At 70.2% G+C, this 20,566-nt stretch carries 19 protein-coding genes; 9 read left to right on the forward strand and 10 right to left on the reverse strand.

The genetic code is table 11. The annotated features are described in order from the left end of the window. Positions 1–35 precede the first annotated feature (35 nt). The 4 genes from mctP to AB0B45_RS09645 form a co-directional block, all read right to left on the reverse strand. The gene (gene mctP, locus AB0B45_RS09630) at positions 36–1,649 is read right to left on the reverse strand and encodes a monocarboxylate uptake permease MctP (protein WP_358127854.1); all 1,614 of its coding nucleotides are present in this window, start codon (positions 1,647–1,649) and stop codon (positions 36–38) included. After that, positions 1,646–1,855: a DUF3311 domain-containing protein gene (locus AB0B45_RS09635; protein WP_358127856.1), complete on the reverse strand. Its 210-nt coding sequence runs from the start codon at positions 1,853–1,855 to the stop codon at positions 1,646–1,648. Before AB0B45_RS09635 ends, mctP begins: the two co-directional genes overlap by 4 nt. Before the next feature lie 600 nt (positions 1,856–2,455). Further along, positions 2,456–3,106 carry a carboxymuconolactone decarboxylase family protein gene (locus AB0B45_RS09640; protein ID WP_358127857.1) on the reverse strand — a complete coding sequence of 217 codons (651 nt, stop codon included), beginning with the start codon at positions 3,104–3,106 and terminating at the stop codon, positions 2,456–2,458. Further along, positions 3,106–3,654 (reverse strand): VOC family protein, encoded by a 549-nt coding sequence (locus tag AB0B45_RS09645; protein WP_358127859.1) that lies wholly within the window; start codon positions 3,652–3,654, stop codon positions 3,106–3,108. Before AB0B45_RS09645 ends, AB0B45_RS09640 begins: the two co-directional genes overlap by 1 nt. Before the next feature lie 77 nt (positions 3,655–3,731). Between AB0B45_RS09645 and AB0B45_RS09650 the strand changes: the two genes are divergently transcribed. Beyond that, positions 3,732–4,634: an SDR family oxidoreductase gene (locus AB0B45_RS09650; RefSeq protein ID WP_358127861.1), complete on the forward strand. Its 903-nt coding sequence runs from the start codon at positions 3,732–3,734 to the stop codon at positions 4,632–4,634. Between the two features lie 124 nt (positions 4,635–4,758). Here AB0B45_RS09650 and AB0B45_RS09655 read toward each other — a convergent pair whose 3' ends face one another. Together AB0B45_RS09655 and AB0B45_RS09660 are read right to left on the reverse strand one after the other, a co-directional pair. Then, positions 4,759–5,709 carry a WYL domain-containing protein gene (locus AB0B45_RS09655; RefSeq protein ID WP_358127862.1) on the reverse strand — a complete coding sequence of 317 codons (951 nt, stop codon included), beginning with the start codon at positions 5,707–5,709 and terminating at the stop codon, positions 4,759–4,761. A 120-nt stretch (positions 5,710–5,829) separates the two neighbouring features. Further along, positions 5,830–7,401, reverse strand: coding sequence for a CocE/NonD family hydrolase (locus AB0B45_RS09660; RefSeq protein ID WP_358127865.1), 1,572 nt, complete (start codon positions 7,399–7,401; stop codon positions 5,830–5,832). A 139-nt stretch (positions 7,402–7,540) separates the two neighbouring features. Between AB0B45_RS09660 and AB0B45_RS09665 the strand changes: the two genes are divergently transcribed. The 3 genes from AB0B45_RS09665 (at position 7,541) to AB0B45_RS09675 (ending at position 12,014) form a co-directional block, all read left to right on the forward strand. Further along, the gene (locus AB0B45_RS09665; protein ID WP_358127867.1) at positions 7,541–8,308 is read left to right on the forward strand and encodes an SGNH/GDSL hydrolase family protein; all 768 of its coding nucleotides are present in this window, start codon (positions 7,541–7,543) and stop codon (positions 8,306–8,308) included. 212 nt (positions 8,309–8,520) lie between these two features. Beyond that, positions 8,521–10,662, forward strand: coding sequence for an anthranilate synthase component I (locus AB0B45_RS09670; protein WP_358127869.1), 2,142 nt, complete (start codon positions 8,521–8,523; stop codon positions 10,660–10,662). Between the two features lie 206 nt (positions 10,663–10,868). After that, positions 10,869–12,014: an amidohydrolase family protein gene (locus AB0B45_RS09675; RefSeq protein ID WP_358127871.1), complete on the forward strand. Its 1,146-nt coding sequence runs from the start codon at positions 10,869–10,871 to the stop codon at positions 12,012–12,014. Positions 12,015–12,065: 51 nt separating this feature from the next. Here AB0B45_RS09675 and AB0B45_RS09680 read toward each other — a convergent pair whose 3' ends face one another. Further along, the gene (locus AB0B45_RS09680; RefSeq protein WP_358127873.1) at positions 12,066–12,833 is read right to left on the reverse strand and encodes an AAA family ATPase; all 768 of its coding nucleotides are present in this window, start codon (positions 12,831–12,833) and stop codon (positions 12,066–12,068) included. Between the two features lie 104 nt (positions 12,834–12,937). Here AB0B45_RS09680 and thyX point away from each other — a divergent pair, with 104 nt between their 5' ends. Together thyX and galE are read left to right on the forward strand one after the other, a co-directional pair. After that, positions 12,938–13,660 (forward strand): FAD-dependent thymidylate synthase, encoded by a 723-nt coding sequence (gene thyX, locus AB0B45_RS09685; RefSeq protein ID WP_358127875.1) that lies wholly within the window; start codon positions 12,938–12,940, stop codon positions 13,658–13,660. Further along, entirely contained in the window at positions 13,657–14,634 is a 978-nt protein-coding gene (galE, locus tag AB0B45_RS09690; RefSeq protein ID WP_358127877.1) for a UDP-glucose 4-epimerase GalE, read from the forward strand. The genes thyX and galE overlap by 4 nt, the downstream gene beginning before the upstream one ends. Before the next feature lie 28 nt (positions 14,635–14,662). Here galE and AB0B45_RS09695 read toward each other — a convergent pair whose 3' ends face one another. Continuing rightward, the gene (locus AB0B45_RS09695; protein WP_358127879.1) at positions 14,663–14,968 is read right to left on the reverse strand and encodes a hypothetical protein; all 306 of its coding nucleotides are present in this window, start codon (positions 14,966–14,968) and stop codon (positions 14,663–14,665) included. Positions 14,969–14,971: 3 nt separating this feature from the next. Then, entirely contained in the window at positions 14,972–16,066 is a 1,095-nt protein-coding gene (locus AB0B45_RS09700; protein ID WP_358127880.1) for an exo-alpha-sialidase, read from the reverse strand. 183 nt (positions 16,067–16,249) lie between these two features. Between AB0B45_RS09700 and AB0B45_RS09705 the strand changes: the two genes are divergently transcribed. Both AB0B45_RS09705 and AB0B45_RS09710 read left to right on the forward strand, forming a co-directional pair. After that, positions 16,250–17,248, forward strand: coding sequence for a cation:proton antiporter (locus AB0B45_RS09705; protein WP_358127881.1), 999 nt, complete (start codon positions 16,250–16,252; stop codon positions 17,246–17,248). An 82-nt stretch (positions 17,249–17,330) separates the two neighbouring features. After that, on the forward strand, positions 17,331–18,122 hold the full coding sequence (locus AB0B45_RS09710; protein ID WP_358127883.1) for a helix-turn-helix transcriptional regulator: 792 nt from the start codon (positions 17,331–17,333) through the stop codon (positions 18,120–18,122). A gap of 81 nt (positions 18,123–18,203) precedes the next feature. On the opposite strand, the gene AB0B45_RS09715 is transcribed toward AB0B45_RS09710, so the two are convergent. Beyond that, the gene (locus AB0B45_RS09715; protein WP_358127885.1) at positions 18,204–19,322 is read right to left on the reverse strand and encodes a globin domain-containing protein; all 1,119 of its coding nucleotides are present in this window, start codon (positions 19,320–19,322) and stop codon (positions 18,204–18,206) included. Between the two features lie 520 nt (positions 19,323–19,842). On the opposite strand from AB0B45_RS09715, the gene AB0B45_RS09720 reads away from it, so the two are divergent. Beyond that, complete coding sequence (locus AB0B45_RS09720; RefSeq protein ID WP_358127887.1) at positions 19,843–20,532, forward strand: gamma-glutamyl-gamma-aminobutyrate hydrolase family protein; 690 nt, start codon at positions 19,843–19,845, stop codon at positions 20,530–20,532. Positions 20,533–20,566 lie beyond the last annotated feature (34 nt).

The raw sequence follows: 20,566 nt of genomic DNA on the forward strand, positions 1-20,566 counted from the left end.
CGCGCGGGCGGGACCGCCCCCTGCCGGGGGAGGGATCAGTGGGAGCCGGACAGGTCCAGGTCCTTGACCCGCGGGTCGCCCTCGTCGGCGAAGTACTCCGAGCGGGAGGTGGCGTCCTCGCCGTCGGCCACCTTGGCCGCGCGCAGGATCAGCGTGACCACCGCGGCGACCACGAGGTTGACGGTCAGCGCGATCGCACCCGCGTAGATCGTCATCGTGGTGTCGAAGCCGAGGTTCTTCAGCGGGAACGCGGACCCGCCGAAGTGCAGCTTGCCGTTGGAGGGGTTCGGGATGAGGTAGAGCATCCACATGCCGGCCGACAGGCCCGCCGCCCAGCCGGCGATGAGGCCGCCCTTGTGGAACCACCGGGTGTAGAGGCCCAGCGCCACCGACGGCAGCGTCTGCAGGATGATCACGCCGCCGATGAGCTGCAGGTCGATGGAGAACTGCGGGTCGAGCAGCAGGATGCACAGCACCGCGCCCACCTTGACGACCAGAGAGACCAGCTTGGAGACCTTGGCCTCCTGGGCGTCGCTGGCGTGCTTGTTGATGTACTCCTTGTAGATGTTGCGGGTGAACAGGTTCGCCGCCGCGATCGACATGATCGCCGCGGGCACCAGCGCGCCGATGCCGATCGCCGCGTAGGCCACGCCGGTGAACCAGTCGGGGAACATCTGGTCGAACAGCACGGGCACGATCGTGTTGTTGTCGTCCTTGCCGGTGGCCGGGTTGACGACCGGCTTGGTGCCCGCCGCGATCGCCATGAAGCCGAGCAGCGCGATCAGGCCGAGCAGGAAGCTGTAGGCGGGCAGCGCCGACATGTTCCGCTTGATCACGTTGCGGTTCTTGGAGGCCAGCACGCCGGTGAGGCTGTGCGGGTAGAGGAACAGCGCCAGCGCCGAGCCGAAGGCCAGCGTGATGTACTGCAGCTGGTTGGCGCCGGTGAGCAGGATGCCGTCACCCGGCGCCGGGGTCTTGGCGAACTTCTCCGCGGCCTTGCTGAAGATGAAGTCCCAGCCGCCCAGCTTCGCGGGGATGTAGATGACCGCCGCCAGGATCACGATGTAGATCAGCGTGTCCTTGACGAAGGCGATCAGCGCGGGCGCCCGCAGGCCCGACTGGTAGGTGTAGGCCGCCAGGATCGCGAACGCGATGATGATCGGCAGGTGTCCCGTGATGCCCATCGCCTTCAGCACCGCCTCGATGCCGACCAGCTGCAGCGCGATGTACGGCATGGTGGCGATCAGGCCGGTGATGGCGATCAGCAGCGCCAGAGTCGGCGAGCCGAACCGCGCCCTCACGAAGTCGGCGGGCGTGACGAACCCGTGCACGTGCGACACCGACCACATGCGCGCCAGCACGAGGAAGACCAGCGGATAGACCACCACCGTGTACGGCAGGGCGTAGAAGCCGAGCGCGCCCGCGCCGAAGACCAGGGCGGGGACGGCCACGAAGGTGTAGGCGGTGTAGAGGTCGCCGCCGACCAGGAACCAGGTGATCCAGGTGCCGAAGTTGCGCCCGCCGAGGCCCCACTCGTGCAGGCTCTCGATGTTGTCGGGCCTGCGCCACCTGGCGGCCACGAAGCCCATGCCGCTGACGATCAGGAACAGCACGACGAAGACGACCAGCTCGGTCGTGTGCCCGCTCACTTGGTCATCCTGTACACGATGGTCGTGCAGGTCACGCCGACGAGGATGAAGGCAAGCTGCAGCCAGTAGAACAGCGGGAAGCCCGCAAGCCTCGGCTCGTCGGCGTTGAACAGGAACGTCAGGAGCGGCAGCACGATCGGCACGAACAGCAGCCAGTTCCATGGACTGCGGTCGGTGCGTTTCTGCCCGGATTCGGGGGTGACCAAAAGATCCTCCGGAACGTGAGTAAGATTCCCGCACACTAACGTTTCCCAGTAATAGATCCCAATTACTGAGACATTACGGTTTGGCCTAAACTGGGGTGTCTCATTATGTGGAAGCGTCGAGGTTCAGATCCTTGACCGGGCGGCGCCCTTGTCGGCGGTGCACTGGTCGGGACCGGTCCCGTCTGGCCGTCGGGTGCCTTCGCCGCCCTGGCCACGAGCGTGACCACGACCGCGACGATCAGGTCGAGCGGCGTCCGCGGGATGACGGGGAACCGGGGTCGATGAGCAGGATGAGCGGCGCCGCGCCGGCCTTCACGACCGGCGAGGTGAGCTTGCCGCCGTTGGCCTGGGTGCCCGCCCGGGTTCATCGGGGCAGCGAGGGTCGTCGTCGCGACGCCGGGGAAGATGAAGGCGAGCCGGAGCCGGTGGGGCCGCGGTGATCCGGACAGCCGGGGCTCGGCGGCGTGGGAGAGGAACGCCATGGGCGGTAAGGCGATCGGGGTGGGCGGCAGCCGGTACCAGGGGCTGCGATCGCGGTTGTCGCCGGGCAAGGCCTTCTCCCTTCCGTTGCCCGGCACTGTAAATATGTAACTGTTTCGGTCAGGTCTCCTTTCGCCGAACGGTAGAGTCCCCGCGCCGAACGGTCAGCTCGTCGGCGATGTCGCGAATGCCGTACCCCTCGGGGGCGGGCACCTCGGTGATCGGATCGGGGCGGTCGTCGAACTCCAGCCGCAGCGCCCTGGCCATGGTCGCGTGCATCTCGTACAGGCAGGTCACGTAGGTCAGCTCAAGGATCTGCCCGTCGGGCAGGTGCCTCTTCAGCACCGCGAAGACCTCGTCGTGCACGCGGCCGCCGTCGAGCACCAGGCCGTCGGTGTAGGCGAGCACGGCCCGCTCCAGCTCGTCGAACACCTCGCTGACCTGCCAGTGCGCGACCGCGCTCACCTTCTCCTCCGGCACGCCGAGCGCGCGCAGCTGCTTGCAGTGCTGGGAGTAGACGAACTGCGACTGCCGCGCCCATCCCGCCCTGGTCTGCCCCAGCTCGCGCAGCACCGGGTCCAGCTTCGACTCGCGGTAGAGCTGGAAGCCCTTCACGCAGTGCCGGAAGATCGCCGGGTCCTGAGCGAACACCGTCCACCAGTCGCCGGGCGAGCCGGTCGCGGTGCCCTCGGGCGTCAGCAGCCGGTCGTAGAAGAAGGCCACGACCTCGTCGCTCACCTCCTCGCGAGGCACCTGACGAAGGCGCGGCATCAGACCGTCCTGTCGTTGGCGGTCTTCGGCTCGTGCCGTACGTCGCCGGGGCGGTCGAGCTCGCGCAGCCAGCAGGCGAACTCGATCAGGACCCCGTCGGGGTCCTTGAAGTAGATGGACCTGACGAACACGCCCTCGTGCACGCCTGGGGCGACGCCGAACTCGCTGTCGTCGTGGTTGAGCAGCACGCCGACGTCGATGCCCTTGGCGACGAGCCGGTCCCGGTACTCCTCGATCTTGTCAGGCGGCACGTCGAAGGCGAGGTGGTTCATCGACCCGACGGCCGACAGCAGCTCGCCCCTGTCCGGCAGGTTCTTCGGCGCCGACACGCCCGGCACGCCCTCGGGCGCGTCGGGGAACCAGAAGAAGGCCAGCGCGTTGCCGCCGCCGCAGTCGAAGAAGAAGTGCTGGCCCCAGCCCATGGGCAGCTCGATCGTCTTGATCAGCGGCATGCCGAGGACGCCGGAGTAGAAGTCGACGGTCTGCTTCATGTCCGAGCAGACCAGCGCGATGTGGTTGACGCCGCGGAGCTCGAATTCGCTGTTCATAGTAACCAACTACTTATCACAGAGGACTCGTCGAAAACATGACAGAGGATGTCGGGCTTTCGCGCGACGATCGTCCCATGAACGAAACAGTCGCGCTGGTGGCGGGCTCCACCAGGGGAACGGGCAGGGGCATCGCGGTCCAGCTGGGAGCCATCGGAGCCACGGTCTACTGCACAGGACGCAGCACCCGTCAGCAGCGTTCGGAGATGAACAGGGCCGAGACGATCGAGGAGACCGCCGAGCTGGTCACCGAGGCGGGCGGCAAGGGCATCGCCGTACGGACCGACCACCTGGACCCCGCCCAGGTCAAGGAGCTGATCGAGCGGATCGACCGCGAGCAGGGCAGGCTCGACGTGCTCGTCAACGACGTCTGGGGCGCCGACCCGCTGTGGACGTTCGACACGACCGTGTGGGAGCACGATCTGGACAAAGGCCTGAGGCTGCTGCGGCTGGCGATCGACACCCACCTCATCACCAGCCACCACGCGCTGCCGCTGCTCATCCGCAGGCCCGGCGGGCTCGTCGTCGAGGTCACCGACGGCACGGCGGACTTCAACGGCACCCACTACCGCAACTCGATCTTCTACGACCTGGCCAAGACCGCGGTGAACAGGCTGGCCTTCGCCCAGTCGCACGAGCTGCGCCCGCACGGGTGCGCCGCGGTGTCGATCACGCCGGGCTTCCTGCGCTCGGAGATGATGCTGGAGCATTTCGGCGTCACCGAGGACAACTGGCGCGATGGGGCCAAGGTTCACGAGGATTTCATACTGTCCGAAACTCCCGCCTTCACTGGCAGGGCCGTGGCCGCGCTGGTCACGGACCCCGACAGGATGCGCTGGTCGGGCTCCTCGGTCTCCAGCGGCGAGCTGGCCAAGGAGTACGGCTTCACCGACCTGGACGGCAGCAGGCCCGACGTGTGGCGATGGATCGTGGAGGTCCGCGAGGCAGGCAAGACCGCCGACCCCGCCGACTACCGCTAGCGACGGACGATGGCGCGCACCCGGGTGCGCGCCCTTCGGCCCTGTGCGCGAGCGTGACGTGTGTGGTGCCGGGCAGGATGGCCGGGCGCGAGGTCTCGGGCTTCCACCCGGCGTCCCGCATCGATCACGGCTGTTCGTACAGGGCCGACAGCCGGCTCGCCGCCTCCGCCATGAGGGCGCGCAGCTCGGCCGGCTCGAGCACCTCGGCCTCGGGGCCGAAGGCCAGCACCTGGCTGTAGGCGATGCCCACCGACTCGACCGCCAGCACCACCGTGCCGTCGTCGGTCGCCGAGGCCAGCGCGTCGGCCAGCGCGGCGGGGTCGGCCACGTGCCGCAGCATCCGCATCCCCGTGGGGGACAGGCGCAGCGTGATCTGGGTCCTGAGTAGGGAGCGGGTGAACTGTTCCGACCGCTCGCCCCAGAAGGCGGCCAGGTCGAAGGCGGTGTCACGGTCGAAGCGCACGCCCGTCTCCACGCTCACGTCGGTGAAGCGGTCCACACGGTAGACCAGCAGGCGCTCGCCCGCCCGGCCCGCCAGGTACCAGACGCCCGCCTTCAGCACCAGCCCGTACGGCTCGACGGCCCGTTCGGCCCCCTTGTACCTCGCGGTCACCGGATGGTCGCCCCACACCGCCCTGGCCAGTGGCGCGAGCGACTCGGGCGGAGGGGTGTCGCTGGCGAACCAGCCCGGCGCGTCGAGATGGAAGCGCTGGGCGGCGGTGGCCGGAGCGTCGCGCAGGCCGGGCGCGAGCGCGGCGGCGGCCTTCAGCCTGGCGGCGGCGGCGACGTCGCGCAGGCCCATGTCGCGCAGGGCGTCGGGCACGCCCGACAGGAACAACGCCTCGGCCTCTGCCCTGTCGAGCCCGGTCAGCCTGGTGCGGTACCCGTCGACCAGGCGGTAGCCGCCAGCTCTTCCCCTGTCGGCGTAGACGGGGATGCCGGCCTCGGACAGGGCGAGCACGTCACGGTGGATGGTGCGCTCGGAGACCTCCAGCTCCTTGGCCAGCTCGGCCGCCGTCATCCCACCCCGTCCCTGGAGCAGGAGCACCAACGACATCAACCGAGCGGCCCGCACGCCCCGACTCTACCGACCCCGGCGCCCGGCGAACCGGAGCGGACGCGCCCGCCTGCCGGCCGTCCCGGACGAAGGCGGGCGCTCACAGGACGCGAGCGCCCGGGCGGCCCGGCAGGAGTCTCAAGCGCGCACAAGCGGCAGAACGAGCGCGGAAGGACGCTCGGGATCGTGGAAGACCTCCACGTCGGCGGGCACCATGGGCCCGGCGAGTCCCAGCGGATCGCCCGTGCCGGCGTTGCGGGCGATGGTCGGGTAGGCGCCGCTCGCCACGTGCACCCTGATCCGGTGTCCCCTGGCGAACCGGTGCGCGATCGGCCACAGGTCCACCGGCACCTTGCGGATCTCGCCGGAGTCGCCGGGCGTCAGCCGCCGCACGCCCTCGCAGACGTTCATCGACCGCCCGTCCCGATGCACGTCGCACACCCGCACCACGACGTCGACGTACGGCGTGCTCGACCTGACGTACAGCTCGGCCGACACGGGCCCGATCGCCTCGGTGTCCTCGCGCAGGACGGGCGAGGTGTAGACGAGCACGTCCCTGCGCGCCTCCAGCCTGCGCTGGTCGCGCGGCCGCGAGTCGGCCAGCAGGACGGGCCCGCCCAGCACGGGCGTCGGATGGCCGGGGTGGTAGCGGTAGCCGTCGGGCGCGGACTCCGGCGGCCCTTCGGGCCCGAGCCCGAACGCGCGCTGCAGGTGCCACCGCTCGGCGCGCATCCCCGGCACCGGCCAGTCGGGGTAGTCGCGCCACTCCCTGGCCCCCGTCACGAACAACCGCACGGGCGAGTCCCGCAGCCCCGACGGGTCGCCCAGCAGGTGCGCCCTGAACCACGCCAGCGCCTCGGCCCTGGTCACCGCCCCGTGCCTGACGTCGATGTGCCACCAGGGCCCGATCGTCAGGTACGGCCGCCGCCCCGCCGCCCGCATCGCCAGGTAGTCGCGCAGCTGCCACGGCAGGAACACGTCGTACCAGCCGCCCAGCATGGTGACCGCCGCCTCCACCTCTCCGACCGCCGCCGAGAAGTCCCGCCTGTGCCAGTACGGCACGGCCGGATCGGCGTGGTGAGTCAGGAGGTCCCGGTAGAAAGGAAGCGCCTGCCCGGCCGACACCAGGTCGAGCTCGGCCACCGGCCGCCCCGACAGCACCGCCCTTCTGGTCAGCCGCGGCGCGGTCCACACCGAGGCGCCGCCGAACCTGCGCGACATCCCGTTGGTCAGCGTGGTCCAGCTCAGCGCCGACTCCAGCGCGAAGGCCCCGCCCACGTAGGCGGCGTCCCTGAACTGCGAGGCGGTGATCTGCGTGGCCATCGCCTTCAGCTCGGGTCCGGCGTAGGGCGCGATCGCCCACTGCGTGTAGCCGAGGTAGGAGGGCCCGTGCATCGCGAACGCACCCGGGTACCACTCCTGGCGGCGCATCCACTCGACGGTCGCCATGCCGTCGTCGTGCTCGTCGCCGAGCGGGTCGAGCAGCCCTCCCGAGCCGAACCCGCCCCTGCAGCTCTGGATCACGACCTGGAAGCCGTGGCGGGCGAACCCGCGTCCGTAGACGAGCCCGAACAGCCCGCGCCTGCCGTACGGCGAGCGGATCAGGATTACCGGCGCGCGCTCGGCCCCGATCGGCTCGTAGCGGTCGGCGAGCAGCGTCACCCCGTCCGGCATGGGGACGGGCAGGTCCCTGTGAGCTCGAACTCGCATTACCTACCAGTAACATACGCCATCGGACCAGGACAACGTGACCCCCGTCACGACGCACGACCTGGGCGCGCGATTCTCCCGCTGTCGCGCGGTGGCTACGGTCGCGTAGGGAGTTCGCCGCTTGGCAAGCTATCCGGTCATGGGACGAATCACTTCGTATGTCGCTTTGGGGGACAGTTTCACCGAAGGGCTGGAGGACCCCGCCGACGTGGGGTACCGAGGGTGGGCCGACCGGCTGGCCGAGCACATCGAGGCCGAACAGCCCGGCCTGCGCTACGCCAACCTCGCCGTGCGCGGGCGCCTGATCGACGAGATCGTCGGCGAGCAGGTGCCGCGGGCCGTCGCGCTCCGCCCCGACCTCGTGTCGCTGTGCGCGGGAGGCAACGACATCCTGCGCCCCGGCAGCGGACCCGCCGTGGTCGCGGCCAGGCTGGAAGAGGGCGTCGCGGCGCTGAACGCGGCGGGGGCCAAGGTGATGCTGTTCACCGGCTTCGACCTGCGCGAGGTGCCGGTGATGCGGCTGGCGCACAGCAAGATCGAGATCTTCAACCTGCACATCCACGACATCGCCCGACGGCACGACGCCTTCCTGGTCGACCTGTGGCCGATGGCGGTGCTGCGCGACAGGCGGGCGTGGAACCAGGACAGGCTGCACCTGTCGCCCGACGGCCACCGCAGGGTGGCGTTGCACGCGGCCGAGGTGATCGGGGTCGAGGTCGGGGAGGACTGGCGCGAGCCGTACCCGCCGCTGCTGCCGCCGCAGTGGACCCACGCCCGCAGGGACGACCTGCGCTGGGCCAGGCAGTTCCTCGCCCCCTGGATCAGCAGGCGGATCAACGGCCGCTCCTCGGGCGACGGCGTCGACCCGAAGCGCCCCGAACTGGCCCCTCTCGACATAGTGTCCTGACCGGCCGCCGTCCTGGGGCGGCCCACCAGGGTGTCGCGTTGCATGATCTCCGATGCGGCGGTTACCCTTGCGGCATGCGAATCCGCTTGCAGCTTCAGTGGTGGCGCCGCTCCTAGGCGGCGCGAGATTCGCATTCCTCAACGGACGGCCGCCCCGGAAGGCGGCCTTTCCTGTCTCCGCCCCGGGGCTCATGAGCTAGCAAGGGGCTTTGAGTGGAGACGAGCGGATATACCACCGCTGGTGGCGTCAGCGTCGAGCGTGAGGTACGTGAGGTGCCCGAGGCGGCCCTCGAGGAGATCGTGACCGCGCTGGGCGAGCGGCGCGGCGGCGCGTTCTCCTCCGGCATGGACTACCCGGGCCGCTACAGCCGATGGGCGTTCGGCTACGTGGACCCCTGCGTCGAGCTCGTGGCCAGGGGCCGCACGATCGCGGCCCGCGCGCTCAACGAGCGCGGCAAGGTGGTGCTCCCCGCGCTGGCCTCCTGCCTGCTGGCGGCGGGCAAGCCCGTCTCCGAACCGACGGACACCCACGTCGAGGTGCACATCGCCGAACCTGGCGAGGACCCTGGCGAGGTGCTGCCCGAGGAGCTGCGCAGCCGCCGTCCGACGGTGTTCACCGCCATCCGCGAGGTCATCGCCGCCTTCAAGGGCGAGGACCCGCACCTGGGCCTCTACGGCGCGTTCGGCTACGACCTCGCCTTCCAGTTCGAGCCGATCCGCCACGAGCTCGAACGGCCGGCCGACCAGCGCGACCTGGTCCTCCACCTGCCCGACAGGATCATCGTCATCGACCGCCAGCGCGAGACGTGCGTGGAGTACCGCTACGAGTTCACCGTGGACGGCGTCTCCACCCGAGGCCTGGAGCGGGCCGGCGAGGCCTTCCCGCAGGTCGTCCCCACCGAGATCCCGAAGGACCCGGAGAAGGGCGCCTACGCCACGGTCGTCGCGGCGGCCAAGGAGAAGTTCAAGCGCGGCGACCTGTTCGAGGTCGTGCCGGGCCAGGTCTTCCACGCCACCTGCACCGACCCCTCGGCCTTCTATCGCAGCCTGCGCCACTCCAACCCCGCCCCCTACGAGTTCATCATCAACCTCGGCGACGGCGAGCACCTCGTCGGCGCCTCCCCCGAGATGTACGTCCGCGTCAACGGCGACAGGGTCGAGACCTGCCCCATTTCCGGCACCATCGCCCGCGGCTCCAACCCCGTCGAGGACGCCGAGGCCATCCGCACCCTCCTGTCCAGCGTGAAGGAGGAGTCGGAGCTGACGATGTGCACCGACGTCGACCGCAACGACAAGTCGCGCGTCTGCGTCCCCGGCAGCGTCCAGGTGATCGGCCGCCGCCAGATCGAGCTCTACTCCCGCCTGATCCACACCGTCGACCACATCGAGGGCCGCCTGCGTCCCGAGTTCGACGCCCTCGACGCCTTCCTCACCCACATGTGGGCAGTGACCGTCACCGGCGCCCCCAAGGCGTGGGCGATGCAGTTCATCGAGGACCACGAGGCCACCACCCGCAGGTGGTACGGCGGAGCGATCGGCTTCATCGGCTTCGACGGCTCCATGAACACCGGCCTGACCCTGCGCACCGCCCAGATCAAGCACGGCGTGGCCACCGTCAGGGCGGGGGCGACCCTGCTGTTCGACTCCGACCCCGAGTCCGAGGAGCGCGAGACCGAACTCAAGGCCAGCGCCCTGCTCGGCGCCCTTGCCGCCGTCAACCAGCCGTCCTCGGTCGCGAGCGCCCCGGTTCGGGAGCAGCCGGGCCAGGGCATGAAGGTCCTGCTGGTCGACCACGAGGACTCCTTCGTCAACACCCTGGCCGACTACTTCCGCCAGGAGGGCGCCGACGTCGTGACCCTGCGCCACGGCTTCCCCGCCGAGATGATCGACAGGATCGCCCCCGACCTGGTGGTCCTGTCTCCTGGGCCCGGCTGGCCGTCCGACTTCGGGATGTCCGCCCTCATCGACCAGGTCTACGCCAGGGGCCTGCCGGTCTTCGGCGTCTGCCTCGGCCTGCAGGCCATGGTCGAGCAGGCGGGCGGCACGCTGGAACTGCTCGACTATCCCGAGCACGGCAAGCGCGGCCACGTCTCCAGGCTCGGCGACAGCGCCCTGCTCGAAGGCCTGCCCGCCGAGTTCGTCGCCGCCCGCTACCACTCGCTGCACGCCAAGCGGCCCGGCGTGGTCGGATTCACCGCCACCGCGCTCACGCCCGACGGCAACGTGATGGCGATCGAGGACGTGGCCAACCGGCGCTTCGCCGTCCAGTTCCACCCCGAGTCGATCCTGACGGCCGAGGGCGCGGCCGGCGCGAAGATCATCGCGAACGTCCTGCGGCTGGCCCGCAAGCCCTGACGGGCAAGGACCCCGGCGACGGCACTCGCCGGGGTCCCGCTCGCTCCGCAGGGGAGCCGCCGCGCGTCGAGGCGGGTCGATCCAGGGGAAAGACCGGCCCTCGGCGACTTGAACCTCCGGGACGGCCGGACGGAGCGCCCACTCGGGGATCTTCGCTGTCGGCAAAGTCCCCGTGGGCGCGGCGATCACGCTCTAGAGTCGGGCGCATGCTCCCCGTAGCCCTCCCGGACGCCGTGCGTGAAGCCCTGCTCGCCCCGCTCGTCGACCACCACTGCCACGGGGTGCGCCGCGACGACCTCAGCCGCGCCCAGTTCGAGCTGCTGATCAGCGAGTCACGCGTGCCGGCTCCGCCCGGCACCACCCACTTCGACACCCCGCTCGGGGCGGCCATCCGCCGCTGGTGCGCGCCCGTTCTCGACCTGGACCCGCACGTCGCCCCCGCCGTCTACCTCGCGAGGCGCGAGGAGCTCGGCGCGGCCGAGGTCAACAGGCGGCTGCTGAGGGCCGCGGGAGTGGTCACCTTCCTCGTCGACACCGGCCTCGAGGCGCCCGACCTGCTGTCGGCGGCCGAGATGGCGCGCCATGGCGGCGCGGCGGCCGACGAGATCGTCCGCCTGGAGAAGATCGAGCAGGACATCGCCGAGAGCGCCGCCGTCGCCGTCGACTACATGGACAGCCTCGCCGAGCGGCTCGTCGCCAGGGCGGCCCGCGCCGTCGGCCTCAAATCGATCATCGCCTACCGGTGCGGCCTCGACTTCGACCCCTCCAGGCCCAGCCGCGGCTCGGTCATCGCCGCCGCCAACCGCAGGCTCTCCGACCCCAAGGAGCGCCTCGTCGACCCGATCCTGCTGCGCCACCTGCTGTGGACGGCCGTCGACGTCGCCCGCGAGCGCGGGCTGCCGATCCAGTTCCACACCGGGTACGGCGACGCCGACCTCGACCTGTCGCGCGCAGACCCCGCCCAGATGACGGGCTTCATCAGGGCGCTACAGCCTCTCGGTGTCCCCGTCGTCCTGCTGCACTGCTACCCCTACCACCGGCAGGCCGCCTACCTGTCGGGGGTGTTCCCGCACGTCTACGTCGACGTCGGCCTGACCCTCACCCACACCGCCGCGGGGTCGGCCAGGGTGCTCGACGAGCTGCTGGAGCTGGTGCCGTTCCACAAGCAGCTGTTCGGCTCCGACTGCTTCGGCGCGGCCGAGACCTGCCACCTCGGCGCCCTCTACTTCAGGCGGGGCCTGGCGGAGGCGCTGGCGGGCAGGATCGAGTCGGGGGAGTGGGCCGCCGCCGACGCCGCCCGCGTCGCCCACATGATCGGCTCTGGCAATGCCCGCCGGGTCTACCGCCTCTGAACCACGAACGCCAGGTTCGTGTTCACCGACGACCGCGCCAGGGCCGCGCCGCTAGCGGTGGCCCGCCGCCAGCAGGGGAGTGGGCGGGAGGTCCTCGATCGCCAGAGACAGCACCTCGTCGCACTCGTGGCCGTCGCACTCGCAGGCGAAGGGCCGCGCCACGGCGCTGGAATCGGCGGTGTTCCACGGCCGGGCGAAGGCCGCACGGTACTGCTCGGCGACCGCCTCGTTGGCCTCGCGCAGCAGCCGCCTCCGCTCCTCCGCACCCGCCGCCAGCGGCCCCCTGGCCAGGTCGGCGGCGAAGAAGCGCTCGACCTCGTCCATCGCGTCGGCGGCGGTGATGGCGGGGACGCCCGCCCGCGACACCTCGGCCGCGATCAGCTCGCCCAGCAGCAGGTAGAGCTCGGGCACCCGGCCGGGCCCGTGCCTGGCCGTCAGCCGCTCGCGCAGCACCTCGGCGGGCGGCGTCAGCCACACCGCCCTGCTGCCGTGCGGCAGCATCGCCGGGACCACCTGCGTCCCCTCGGCCACGATCAGCGGCGAGGACGGCAGCCCGCGCACGTCGTCGACCGTCATCGGGCCCCGCTCCTCGTGCAGCCACATCGCCAGCTGTTCCTCGACGGGAAGGGCGGCCCGCTGCGCGGGCGTCAGCGACTCGGCCCGCAGCGCCCCGGGATGGCCGGCCATGACCGCCCTGTCCCTGTGCGCCCAGGTGCGGGCGTCGGACGCGTACAGGCGCAGGCCGTGACGCCTGGCCAGCCGCCTGGCCACCGTCGACTTGCCCGCCCCCGGAGGCCCGCCGATCCACAGCACGTTCACGCCCCGAGACACTAGCCCACCCACCGGCGCCGTACCTTCCGGCAGGGAGGACAGGCGTACGATGGCGGGCGGCCAGAACGGTGAGTGCAAGGGGGATCCACCAAGTGAGCGACGAGCCACGTTTCCTGAACGACGTGACGGTCGAACTCGTCAAGCACAGCGCGTCAGACACCGATGTGCTGTGGGCGGCCAGGGTGTCGACGGCGGGCGAGCAGTCACTCGAAGAGGTCAACAAGGACCCCGAGCGGTCCAAGGGCCTGATCAACTACCTGATGCGCGACCGGCACGGCAGCCCGTTCGAGCACAACTCGATGACCTTCTTCGTCAGCGCCCCGATCCTGGTCTTCCGCGAGTTCATGCGGCACAGGGTCGGCTGGTCCTACAACGAGGAGAGCGGACGCTACCGCGAGCTCGAGCCGGTCTTCTACGTGCCGGGCGAGCAGCGCAAGCTCGTTCAGGAGGGCAAGCCGGGCCGCTACGTCTTCGTCGACGGCACGCCCGAGCAGCACAAGCTGGTCACCGAGGCCATGGAGGGCGCCTACCGGCACTCCTACGCCGCCTACCAGGAGATGCTGGAGGCGGGCGTCGCCCGCGAGGTCGCCCGCGCGGTGCTGCCCGTCGGCCTGTTCTCCACGATGTACGCCACCTGCAACGCCCGCTCGCTCATGCACTTCCTGTCGCTGCGCACCAAGAACGAGCAGGCCAAGGTGCCCTCCTTCCCGCAGCGGGAGATCGAGATGGTCGCCGAGAAGATGGAGGCCGCGTGGGCGGAGCTGATGCCGCTCACCCATGCCGCGTTCGTGGCGAACGGACGGGTCGCCCCGTGAAGGTCCTCATCTCCGGCGGGGCCGGATACATCGGCAGCACCGTCGCCTCGGCCTGCCTCGACGCGGGCATCACCCCTGTCATCCTCGACAACCTCGTCACGGGGCGCAGCGAGTTCGCCAAGGGCCGCGCCTTCTACGAGGGCGACATCGCCGACGGCGCGCTCGTCGACCGGGTCTTCGCCGAGCACCCCGACATCGAGGCCGTCGTCCACTGCGCGGCGCTCATCGTGGTGCCCGACTCGGTGGCCGACCCCGTCGGCTACTACCGGGCCAACGTCGCCAAGAGCCTCGACTTCGTCTCGCATCTGCTGCGCAACGGCTGCCAGAAGATGATCTTCAGTTCGTCCGCGTCGATCTACGAGACGGGCGCCGACTTCACCGTCGACGAGGCCTCGGGCCTGGCTCCGCAGAGCCCCTACGCCCGCACCAAGGCCGTGTGCGAGGCGATGTTCGCCGACATCTCCGCCACCCAGCCGATCAGGATCCTGTCGCTGCGCTACTTCAACCCGATCGGGGCCGACCCGAAGATGCGCACGGGGTTGCAGCTGCGCAGGCCCAGCCACGCGCTCGGCAAGATGATCGAGGCGTGGGACGAGGGCAAGCCGTTCCAGATCACCGGCACCACGTGGCCGACCCGCGACGGCTCGGGCATCCGCGACTACATCCACGTGTGGGATCTGGCCACCGCCCACGTCGCCGCTCTCGAACGCTTCGACACCTTCACCGAGGACGTCATCAACCTCGGCACCGGCACCGGCACCACCGTGCGCGAGCTGGCGACCGCGTTCAACGAGGTGGCCGACAGGCCCATCGAGGTCGTCGAGACCGGCCCCCGCCCCGGTGACGTCGCAGGGGCCTACACCCGCACCGACCTGGCCAGGCGGCTGCTCGGCTGGCAGGCCAGGCACAGCGTCGCCGAGGGCATCGCGCACTCGCTGCAGTGGGCGCGGCTGCGGGAGGAGATCCTGGGCTAGGCGCGCGGGCGGCTCGGGGCGCGGGGGCTCAGATGGCGGTCATGACATAGACCTCCGCGCCTGGCGGAAGGGCGTAGTCGAGCCCGCCGAGCCCCTGGGAGTCGTCACCGCAGACGAACATGTTGATGTGGCTCTTGATCCGGCCGTAGTCGTCACGTAACCGCTCCTCCAGCGAGGGGTGGGTACGGCGCAGCGTGTCGAGGGCGGAGCCAAGGGTGGGCGGCGTGTCGTGATCGGGTCCGACCGCGAAGACCTTGACCTCGCTCTGGCCGCTCACCCAGCGGCGCAGCATGCTGGGCAGCACGAAGACGACGAGCAGGGCGCGCCTGGCCATGCTCTAGAGCACCGCCGCCCTGACCGTCAGGACGTCGGGCAGGTGGGTGGCCACCTCGCCCCAGGTGTCGCCGTCGTCGCGCGAGCCGTAGACCGAGCCGTCGCGGGTGCCGAAGAAGATGCTCGCCCTGCCGTCGTCGAGGTCGGCGGCGGTCATGGCGTCGCGCAGCACCGAGGCGTAGACCGGGCCCTCGGGCAGGCCCTCGCCGTTGGACCGCCAGCTCGCCCCCGCGTCGTCGCTGCGGAAGACCTGGTAGCGGTGGCCGACGGGGGTGCGGTCCATGTCCGCGTGCAGCGGCAGGACGTAGAGCGTGTCGGGCCTGCCGGGGTGGACGACGATGGGGAAGCCGAAGTCGGACGGCAGCGAGGAGCCGATGTCGGTCCACGACCCACCGAAGTCGTCGCTGCGATAGACGCCGAAGTGGTGCTGCAGGAACAGCCGCTCTGGCCTGGCCGGATGGAAGCCCACCTTGTGCACGCACTGCCCGAACTCGGGATACTGCTGCCCCTCGGGCATGAACGGCGCCCTGATGCCCCGGTTGGCCGCCTCCCACGACTGGCCGCCGTCGCTCGTGCGGTAGAAGCCGCCCGACGAGATCGCCACACCCATGACCTTCGGGTCGGTGGGGTGGCCGAGGATCGTGTGCAGGCACAGGCCGCCGCCTCCCGGCTGCCACTGCGCCCGGTGCGGGTGCTCCCACAAAGCTTCGACCAGGGAGTAGGTGATGCCGCCGTCCTCCGAGCGGAACAACGCGCCCGGCTCGACCCCCGCCCAGACCACGCCGGGCTCAGACGGCGAGGGCGCCAGCTGCCAGACTTTTTCCAGCGTGGCTCCGGTGGGCTCGGGGAAGGCGATGGGCGGCTTCTCCGCCTCCTTCCAACTCTTGCCGAGATCGTCGGAGTACATCACGGAGGGCCCGAAATGGCCGTACTCGATGCCGGCGAGCAGCCTCGGCCGCTCGCCCCTGGTGTCGATCGCGACCGAGTGGACCGCGACCGTGGAGAACTGGATCGGCTCGACGTCGAACGGGCCTCCGCCGGTGGACCGGGCGAGGAAGAGCCCCTTGCGGGTGCCGACGGCAAGCAGTGCGTCGCTCATGCTGGTCTCCCATGTTGACGTGCTGGCCATCGTGTCACGCGATACCGACAACTTCCTGGGAGTGCCCGATATGCGGGCTAGCGACGGCTGACGCGGGCGGCGTGCTCGAGGCGGCCGTGGCCCTGCTCTCCGCCCACCTCGACCGGCTCTTCTCCCACGCCTGACCCATGTGGCGGCGTCCAGGTGCGGCGCAGGATCGACGACCCGCTGACGGAGAACACCGTGTCGCTGGTGACCCCGTTCGCGGCCTACCTGGGTGCGGAGGCGCTGCACGGCTCCGGCGTGCTCGCGGTGGTGGTCGCCGGGCTGGTGGTGGCGCGGGCGGCGCCGCTGATCGTGTCCAGCACCACCCGGCTGCAGGGCCAGGCGGTCTGGCAGATGATCGCGTATCTGCTCGAGTGCGTCGTGTTCGCGCTCATCGGCCTGCAACTGCGGCAGATTTTGGCGGGGCTGCACGGTCACTCCGCCGCCGAACTCACGCTGTACGCGGGTGCGGTGACCTTCACGCTGATCGTCGTGCGCGTCCTGTGGGTGTTCCCGACCGCTTACCTGCCGCGCCTGCTCTTCCCTGGCATCCGCGCCCGTGATCCGTTCCCGCCGTGGCAGGCGCCCGCGATCGTGTCATGGGCCGGGCTGCGCGGAGTGGTGTCGCTGGCCGCCGCGCTCGCCATCCCGCTGACCGCCGGCGCGGGCCCCTTCCCCGAACGGAACCTGATCCTGTTCCTGACCTTCACGGTGATCGTGGCGACGCTGGTGCTGCAGGGCCTGACCCTGCCGTGGGTCAGCCGCCGGCTGCGCATCGCGGGCATGGACGACGATCTGCCCTGGCTGGAGCAGGCGACCGCCGAGCACACCACGGCCCGGCTGGCCCTGATGCGCCTGGACCAGATGGCGGCGAAGGGCGCGCTGCCCGCCGACGTCGAACAGCGCCTGCGCAGGGATCTGGAGGAACGGGCTCGCAAGGCGCACGCGATGCTGGGACCAGGCGCGGACGACGAGCACCTGCCCGAGCTGGTGGAGGGGGCGGTCACCGCAGCGGCCAGCTACTCCGAGGCCCGGCGGGAGCTGCTGCGGCTGGAGCGCGAGGAGGCCGTGCGCATGTGGCGGCGGGGCGAGATCGGCGACGAGGCGTTGCAGGCCCTGCAGCGCCGGCTCGACCTGGAGGAGCAGCAGATCCTGTGACCTGGGGCGTTCCCCCGTCCGCGCGAGGTGATGACGTCCCAGGTAATCGTGACGATTCCTTTTTGTCGCTAACGTTCGCTGCATGGGAGCGCTTGCCGTACACGACGAGACATTTGGTGATCTGCTGCGATCCTGGCGCCAGCGGCGCAGGGTCAGCCAGCTCGACCTGGGCATCGAGGCCGAGGTGTCGGCCCGGCACATCAGCTTTCTTGAGACGGGCAGGGCCAAGCCCAGCAGGGACATGGTGATGAGGTTGGCGGAGGAACTGGACGTGCCGCTGCGCCACCGCAACACGCTGCTGGTTGCGGCGGGGTTCGCCCCCGTCTTCCCCGAACGGGAGGTACGGGCCCCTGAGATGCAGGTGGTACGGCAGGCCCTGGACAAGATCCTGGCCGGGCACGAGCCGTACCCCGCGCTGGTCGTGGACGCGGCGTGGGACCTGGTGGCGGCCAACGCCGCGGCGGCGATGTTCATGGAGGGCGCGCCGGCCGAGCTGCTGAAGGAACCGATCAACGTGATGCGGCTGTCGCTGCACCCCGAGGCGATGGGCGGGCGGCTGCTCAACCTGGCGGAGGTGCGGGCGCACCTGCTGCACAGGCTGCGGCGGCAGGCTGAGGCCTCGGGCCACGGGCGGCTGGCCGAGCTGCACGACGAGCTGGCGGCCTATACCTACCCGGGAGTGGACCTGAACGTGGCGCACGCGCCGGGGATCGCGGACATCATCGTGCCGCTGCGGATCAGCCACGGCGACAGGGTGCTGTCGATGTTCACGACGATCGCGACATTCGGGACACCGGTGGACGTGACGGTGTCGGAGCTGGCGATCGAGACGTTCTGGCCGAACGACGATGAGACGGCGGCCGCCTTCCGCTGACCCCTCAGGTTCTTCGGAGAGCCGGTGCCGTCGCGGGCCCCGAACCCGAGACCCACCGGCCCTCAGGGAAACGGCCCTGGCTCAGTGCTCGCCCTGGGCGATGTCGCGGTGGATGCGGGCCGGTGGGACGCCGTCCATCTGCAGCCTGCGCACCGTCTCGTGCACCATCGCGTGCGGACCGCACACGTACACCTCGTGCTCGGCCCACGAGTGGAAGCGCTGCATCACCTCCGGCAGATGCCCGCGCATCCCGTCATAGGACGGCTGGTCCGACACCACCGGCAGCACCCGCAGCCAGGGGAAGGACGACTCCATGCGGATCAGGTCGGGCAGGTCGTAGAGCTCGGCGGCGGTGCGCGCGCCGTACAGCAGGTGGATGTTGGGCCGCCTGCCCGAGGTGATGATGTGGTCGATGATCGCCTTGATCGGCGCGAGCCCGGTACCGCCGGCCACGCACAACACGTCCCTTCCGCCCGCCTCGTGCGGGATCATCGTGCCGATCGGCGGGCCCAGCATGATGGTGTCGCCGATCCGCGTGTGCCGTACCAGCGTGGTCGAGACCCAACCGCCCGCCACTCCGCGCACGTGCAGCCTGATCGTGTTGTCCTCGCGCGGCGCGTTGGCGATCGAGAAGGTGCGCCAGACCCGCGGCCAGCGCGCGGTCTGCACGTTGATGTACTGGCCCGCGACGTACGGCAGGTGATGCGTGGGCTTGAGTGTGAGGACCGCGATGTCTTCCGTGCGCTGTTCGTGGTCGATGACGTCGGCCAGCCACCAGGCGGGCGAGACGCCCGAGTCGGCGTCGGCCGAGTCGATCATGAGGTTGGCGGCGGCCGTGTACGCGGCCACCCACGCGGCCTCGATCTCGGCGGTCCAGATGTCGGCGGCGAAGCGTCTGATGGTGGCCAGCAGGGCGTTGCCCACCGCGGTGTAGTGTTCGGCGATCACGCCGTACTTGCGGTGGTCGCGGCCGAGCTGGCCCAGATAGGAGGCGAGGCTGTCCGGACTGTCCAGGCTCCACACGATCCGGGTCAGCGCGCTGAAGAGCCGGTCGCGCTGGACGTCCATGGCGGGCGGGAACATCCCGCGCAGGTGCGGGTTCTCCGCGAACAGCCGGCCGTAGAAATAGGCCGCCGCCCTGTCGGCGACGGGTTCGATGACGGAGAAACTCTCCTTGACGAGGCGCGGATTCAACGACATGCCTTTTACCCCACTCTTTGACCAGAATGCGATTCCGGTCTGTCGTTCCACCTCCCTGACGGCTCCGGGTTGCGAGCGTGCGGCGAGCCCCGGCGCGTCCGTACGCTCATTTCGGAGTCTTACACCAGCTCCCTGGAGCCACAACCGTTTCACCTCAATACGGTGCGAACCTCAACTATCCGTAACGGGAACGTTATTTTCCGCAATCGACGCCTGATGCATTATCGAGCGAAAAAGTGAATGAGTATCGCATTCACTTTTTCGTGGAAAGTCGGCGCGTTTGAGAGGCCGCCTCGACCGGCCGCCGGCTGTCCTGACCTCTCCACGCGGCACCGGGAAGCCGGGTGGGGACGAACCGGATGATCGGCCCGGGGACCGTGCTCAGATGCGCCGGAAGTGACAGCACTGATACCCGGGATAGGTGACATAACCGAAATCGTGTGCGCCATGATGGACCAGGAACCTGGTCGCCATCTTCGACGTGGGTCGCCCGTCCTCCTGCTTGCCCTCTGGAGCGCGCATGTCTCGACCGCTGATCGGCATCACCGCCTACTTCGAGGCCGCCCGCTGGGGCGACTGGGTGAGGGAGGCGGTCCTCGGGCCGCCCTCCTACGCCAAGGCGGTCGAAAGGGCGGGAGGGGCGCCCGTCCTGCTGCCCCCGCTCAACCTGCACGCCATCGACGACTACGTGAGGGGCCTGAACGGCATCGTCCTGGCCGGAGGGGCCGAGGTGGCCGCCTCCGTCTACGGGGCCGATCAGGACGACAGGGTGGCCGAGCCGCAGCCGCACCGCGACAGGTTCGAGCTGTCGCTCGCCCGCGCCGCCGTACAGGCCGACGTGCCGATCCTGGCCGTGGCGCGCGGCATGCACGTGCTGAACGTCGCCCAGGGCGGCACGCTGATCCCGTGGCTGCCCGACGTCCTCGACCACGAACGGCACGCCGCGCAGGGCCTTCCGCACGTCATCCAGGTGAGCGTCTCCAGCAAGCTCGGCAAGGCGATCGGCGACCGGATCGAGGTGACCGCCCCGCACCACCAGTCGGTCAAGCGGCTCGGCAACGGCCTGCAGGCCGTGGCGTGGGCCGACGACCAGATCGTCGAGGGCATCGAGGTGCAGGGGCACAGGTTCGGCGTCGGAGTCCAGTGGCACCCCGAGCGGGGCGATGATATGCGGCTGTTCGAGGCACTCGTGGAGGCCGCCCGATACTGATGAGAAATGGGGTGCCTCATGAGTAAGCTCGGAT

The sequence above is a fragment of the Nonomuraea sp. NPDC049152 genome (assembly GCF_040648355.1).
In the GTDB taxonomy this organism is placed as follows: domain Bacteria; phylum Actinomycetota; class Actinomycetes; order Streptosporangiales; family Streptosporangiaceae; genus Nonomuraea.

What these genes read in the sequence shown, in the direction of transcription:
- AB0B45_RS09720 (WP_358127887.1), top strand. Translation starts at nt 19,843, where the DNA reads ATGTCTCGACCGCTGATCGGCATCACCGCCTACTTCGAGGCCGCCCGC.
- AB0B45_RS09710 (WP_358127883.1), top strand. Translation starts at nt 17,331, where the DNA reads ATGGGAGCGCTTGCCGTACACGACGAGACATTTGGTGATCTGCTGCGA.
- AB0B45_RS09650 (WP_358127861.1), top strand. Translation starts at nt 3,732, where the DNA reads ATGAACGAAACAGTCGCGCTGGTGGCGGGCTCCACCAGGGGAACGGGC.
- AB0B45_RS09700 (WP_358127880.1), bottom strand. Translation starts at nt 16,066, where the DNA reads ATGAGCGACGCACTGCTTGCCGTCGGCACCCGCAAGGGGCTCTTCCTC.
- AB0B45_RS09715 (WP_358127885.1), bottom strand. Translation starts at nt 19,322, where the DNA reads ATGTCGTTGAATCCGCGCCTCGTCAAGGAGAGTTTCTCCGTCATCGAA.
- AB0B45_RS09665 (WP_358127867.1), top strand. Translation starts at nt 7,541, where the DNA reads ATGGGACGAATCACTTCGTATGTCGCTTTGGGGGACAGTTTCACCGAA.
- AB0B45_RS09675 (WP_358127871.1), top strand. Translation starts at nt 10,869, where the DNA reads ATGCTCCCCGTAGCCCTCCCGGACGCCGTGCGTGAAGCCCTGCTCGCC.
- AB0B45_RS09695 (WP_358127879.1), bottom strand. Translation starts at nt 14,968, where the DNA reads ATGGCCAGGCGCGCCCTGCTCGTCGTCTTCGTGCTGCCCAGCATGCTG.
- AB0B45_RS09640 (WP_358127857.1), bottom strand. Translation starts at nt 3,106, where the DNA reads ATGCCGCGCCTTCGTCAGGTGCCTCGCGAGGAGGTGAGCGACGAGGTC.
- AB0B45_RS09645 (WP_358127859.1), bottom strand. Translation starts at nt 3,654, where the DNA reads ATGAACAGCGAATTCGAGCTCCGCGGCGTCAACCACATCGCGCTGGTC.
- AB0B45_RS09660 (WP_358127865.1), bottom strand. Translation starts at nt 7,401, where the DNA reads ATGCGAGTTCGAGCTCACAGGGACCTGCCCGTCCCCATGCCGGACGGG.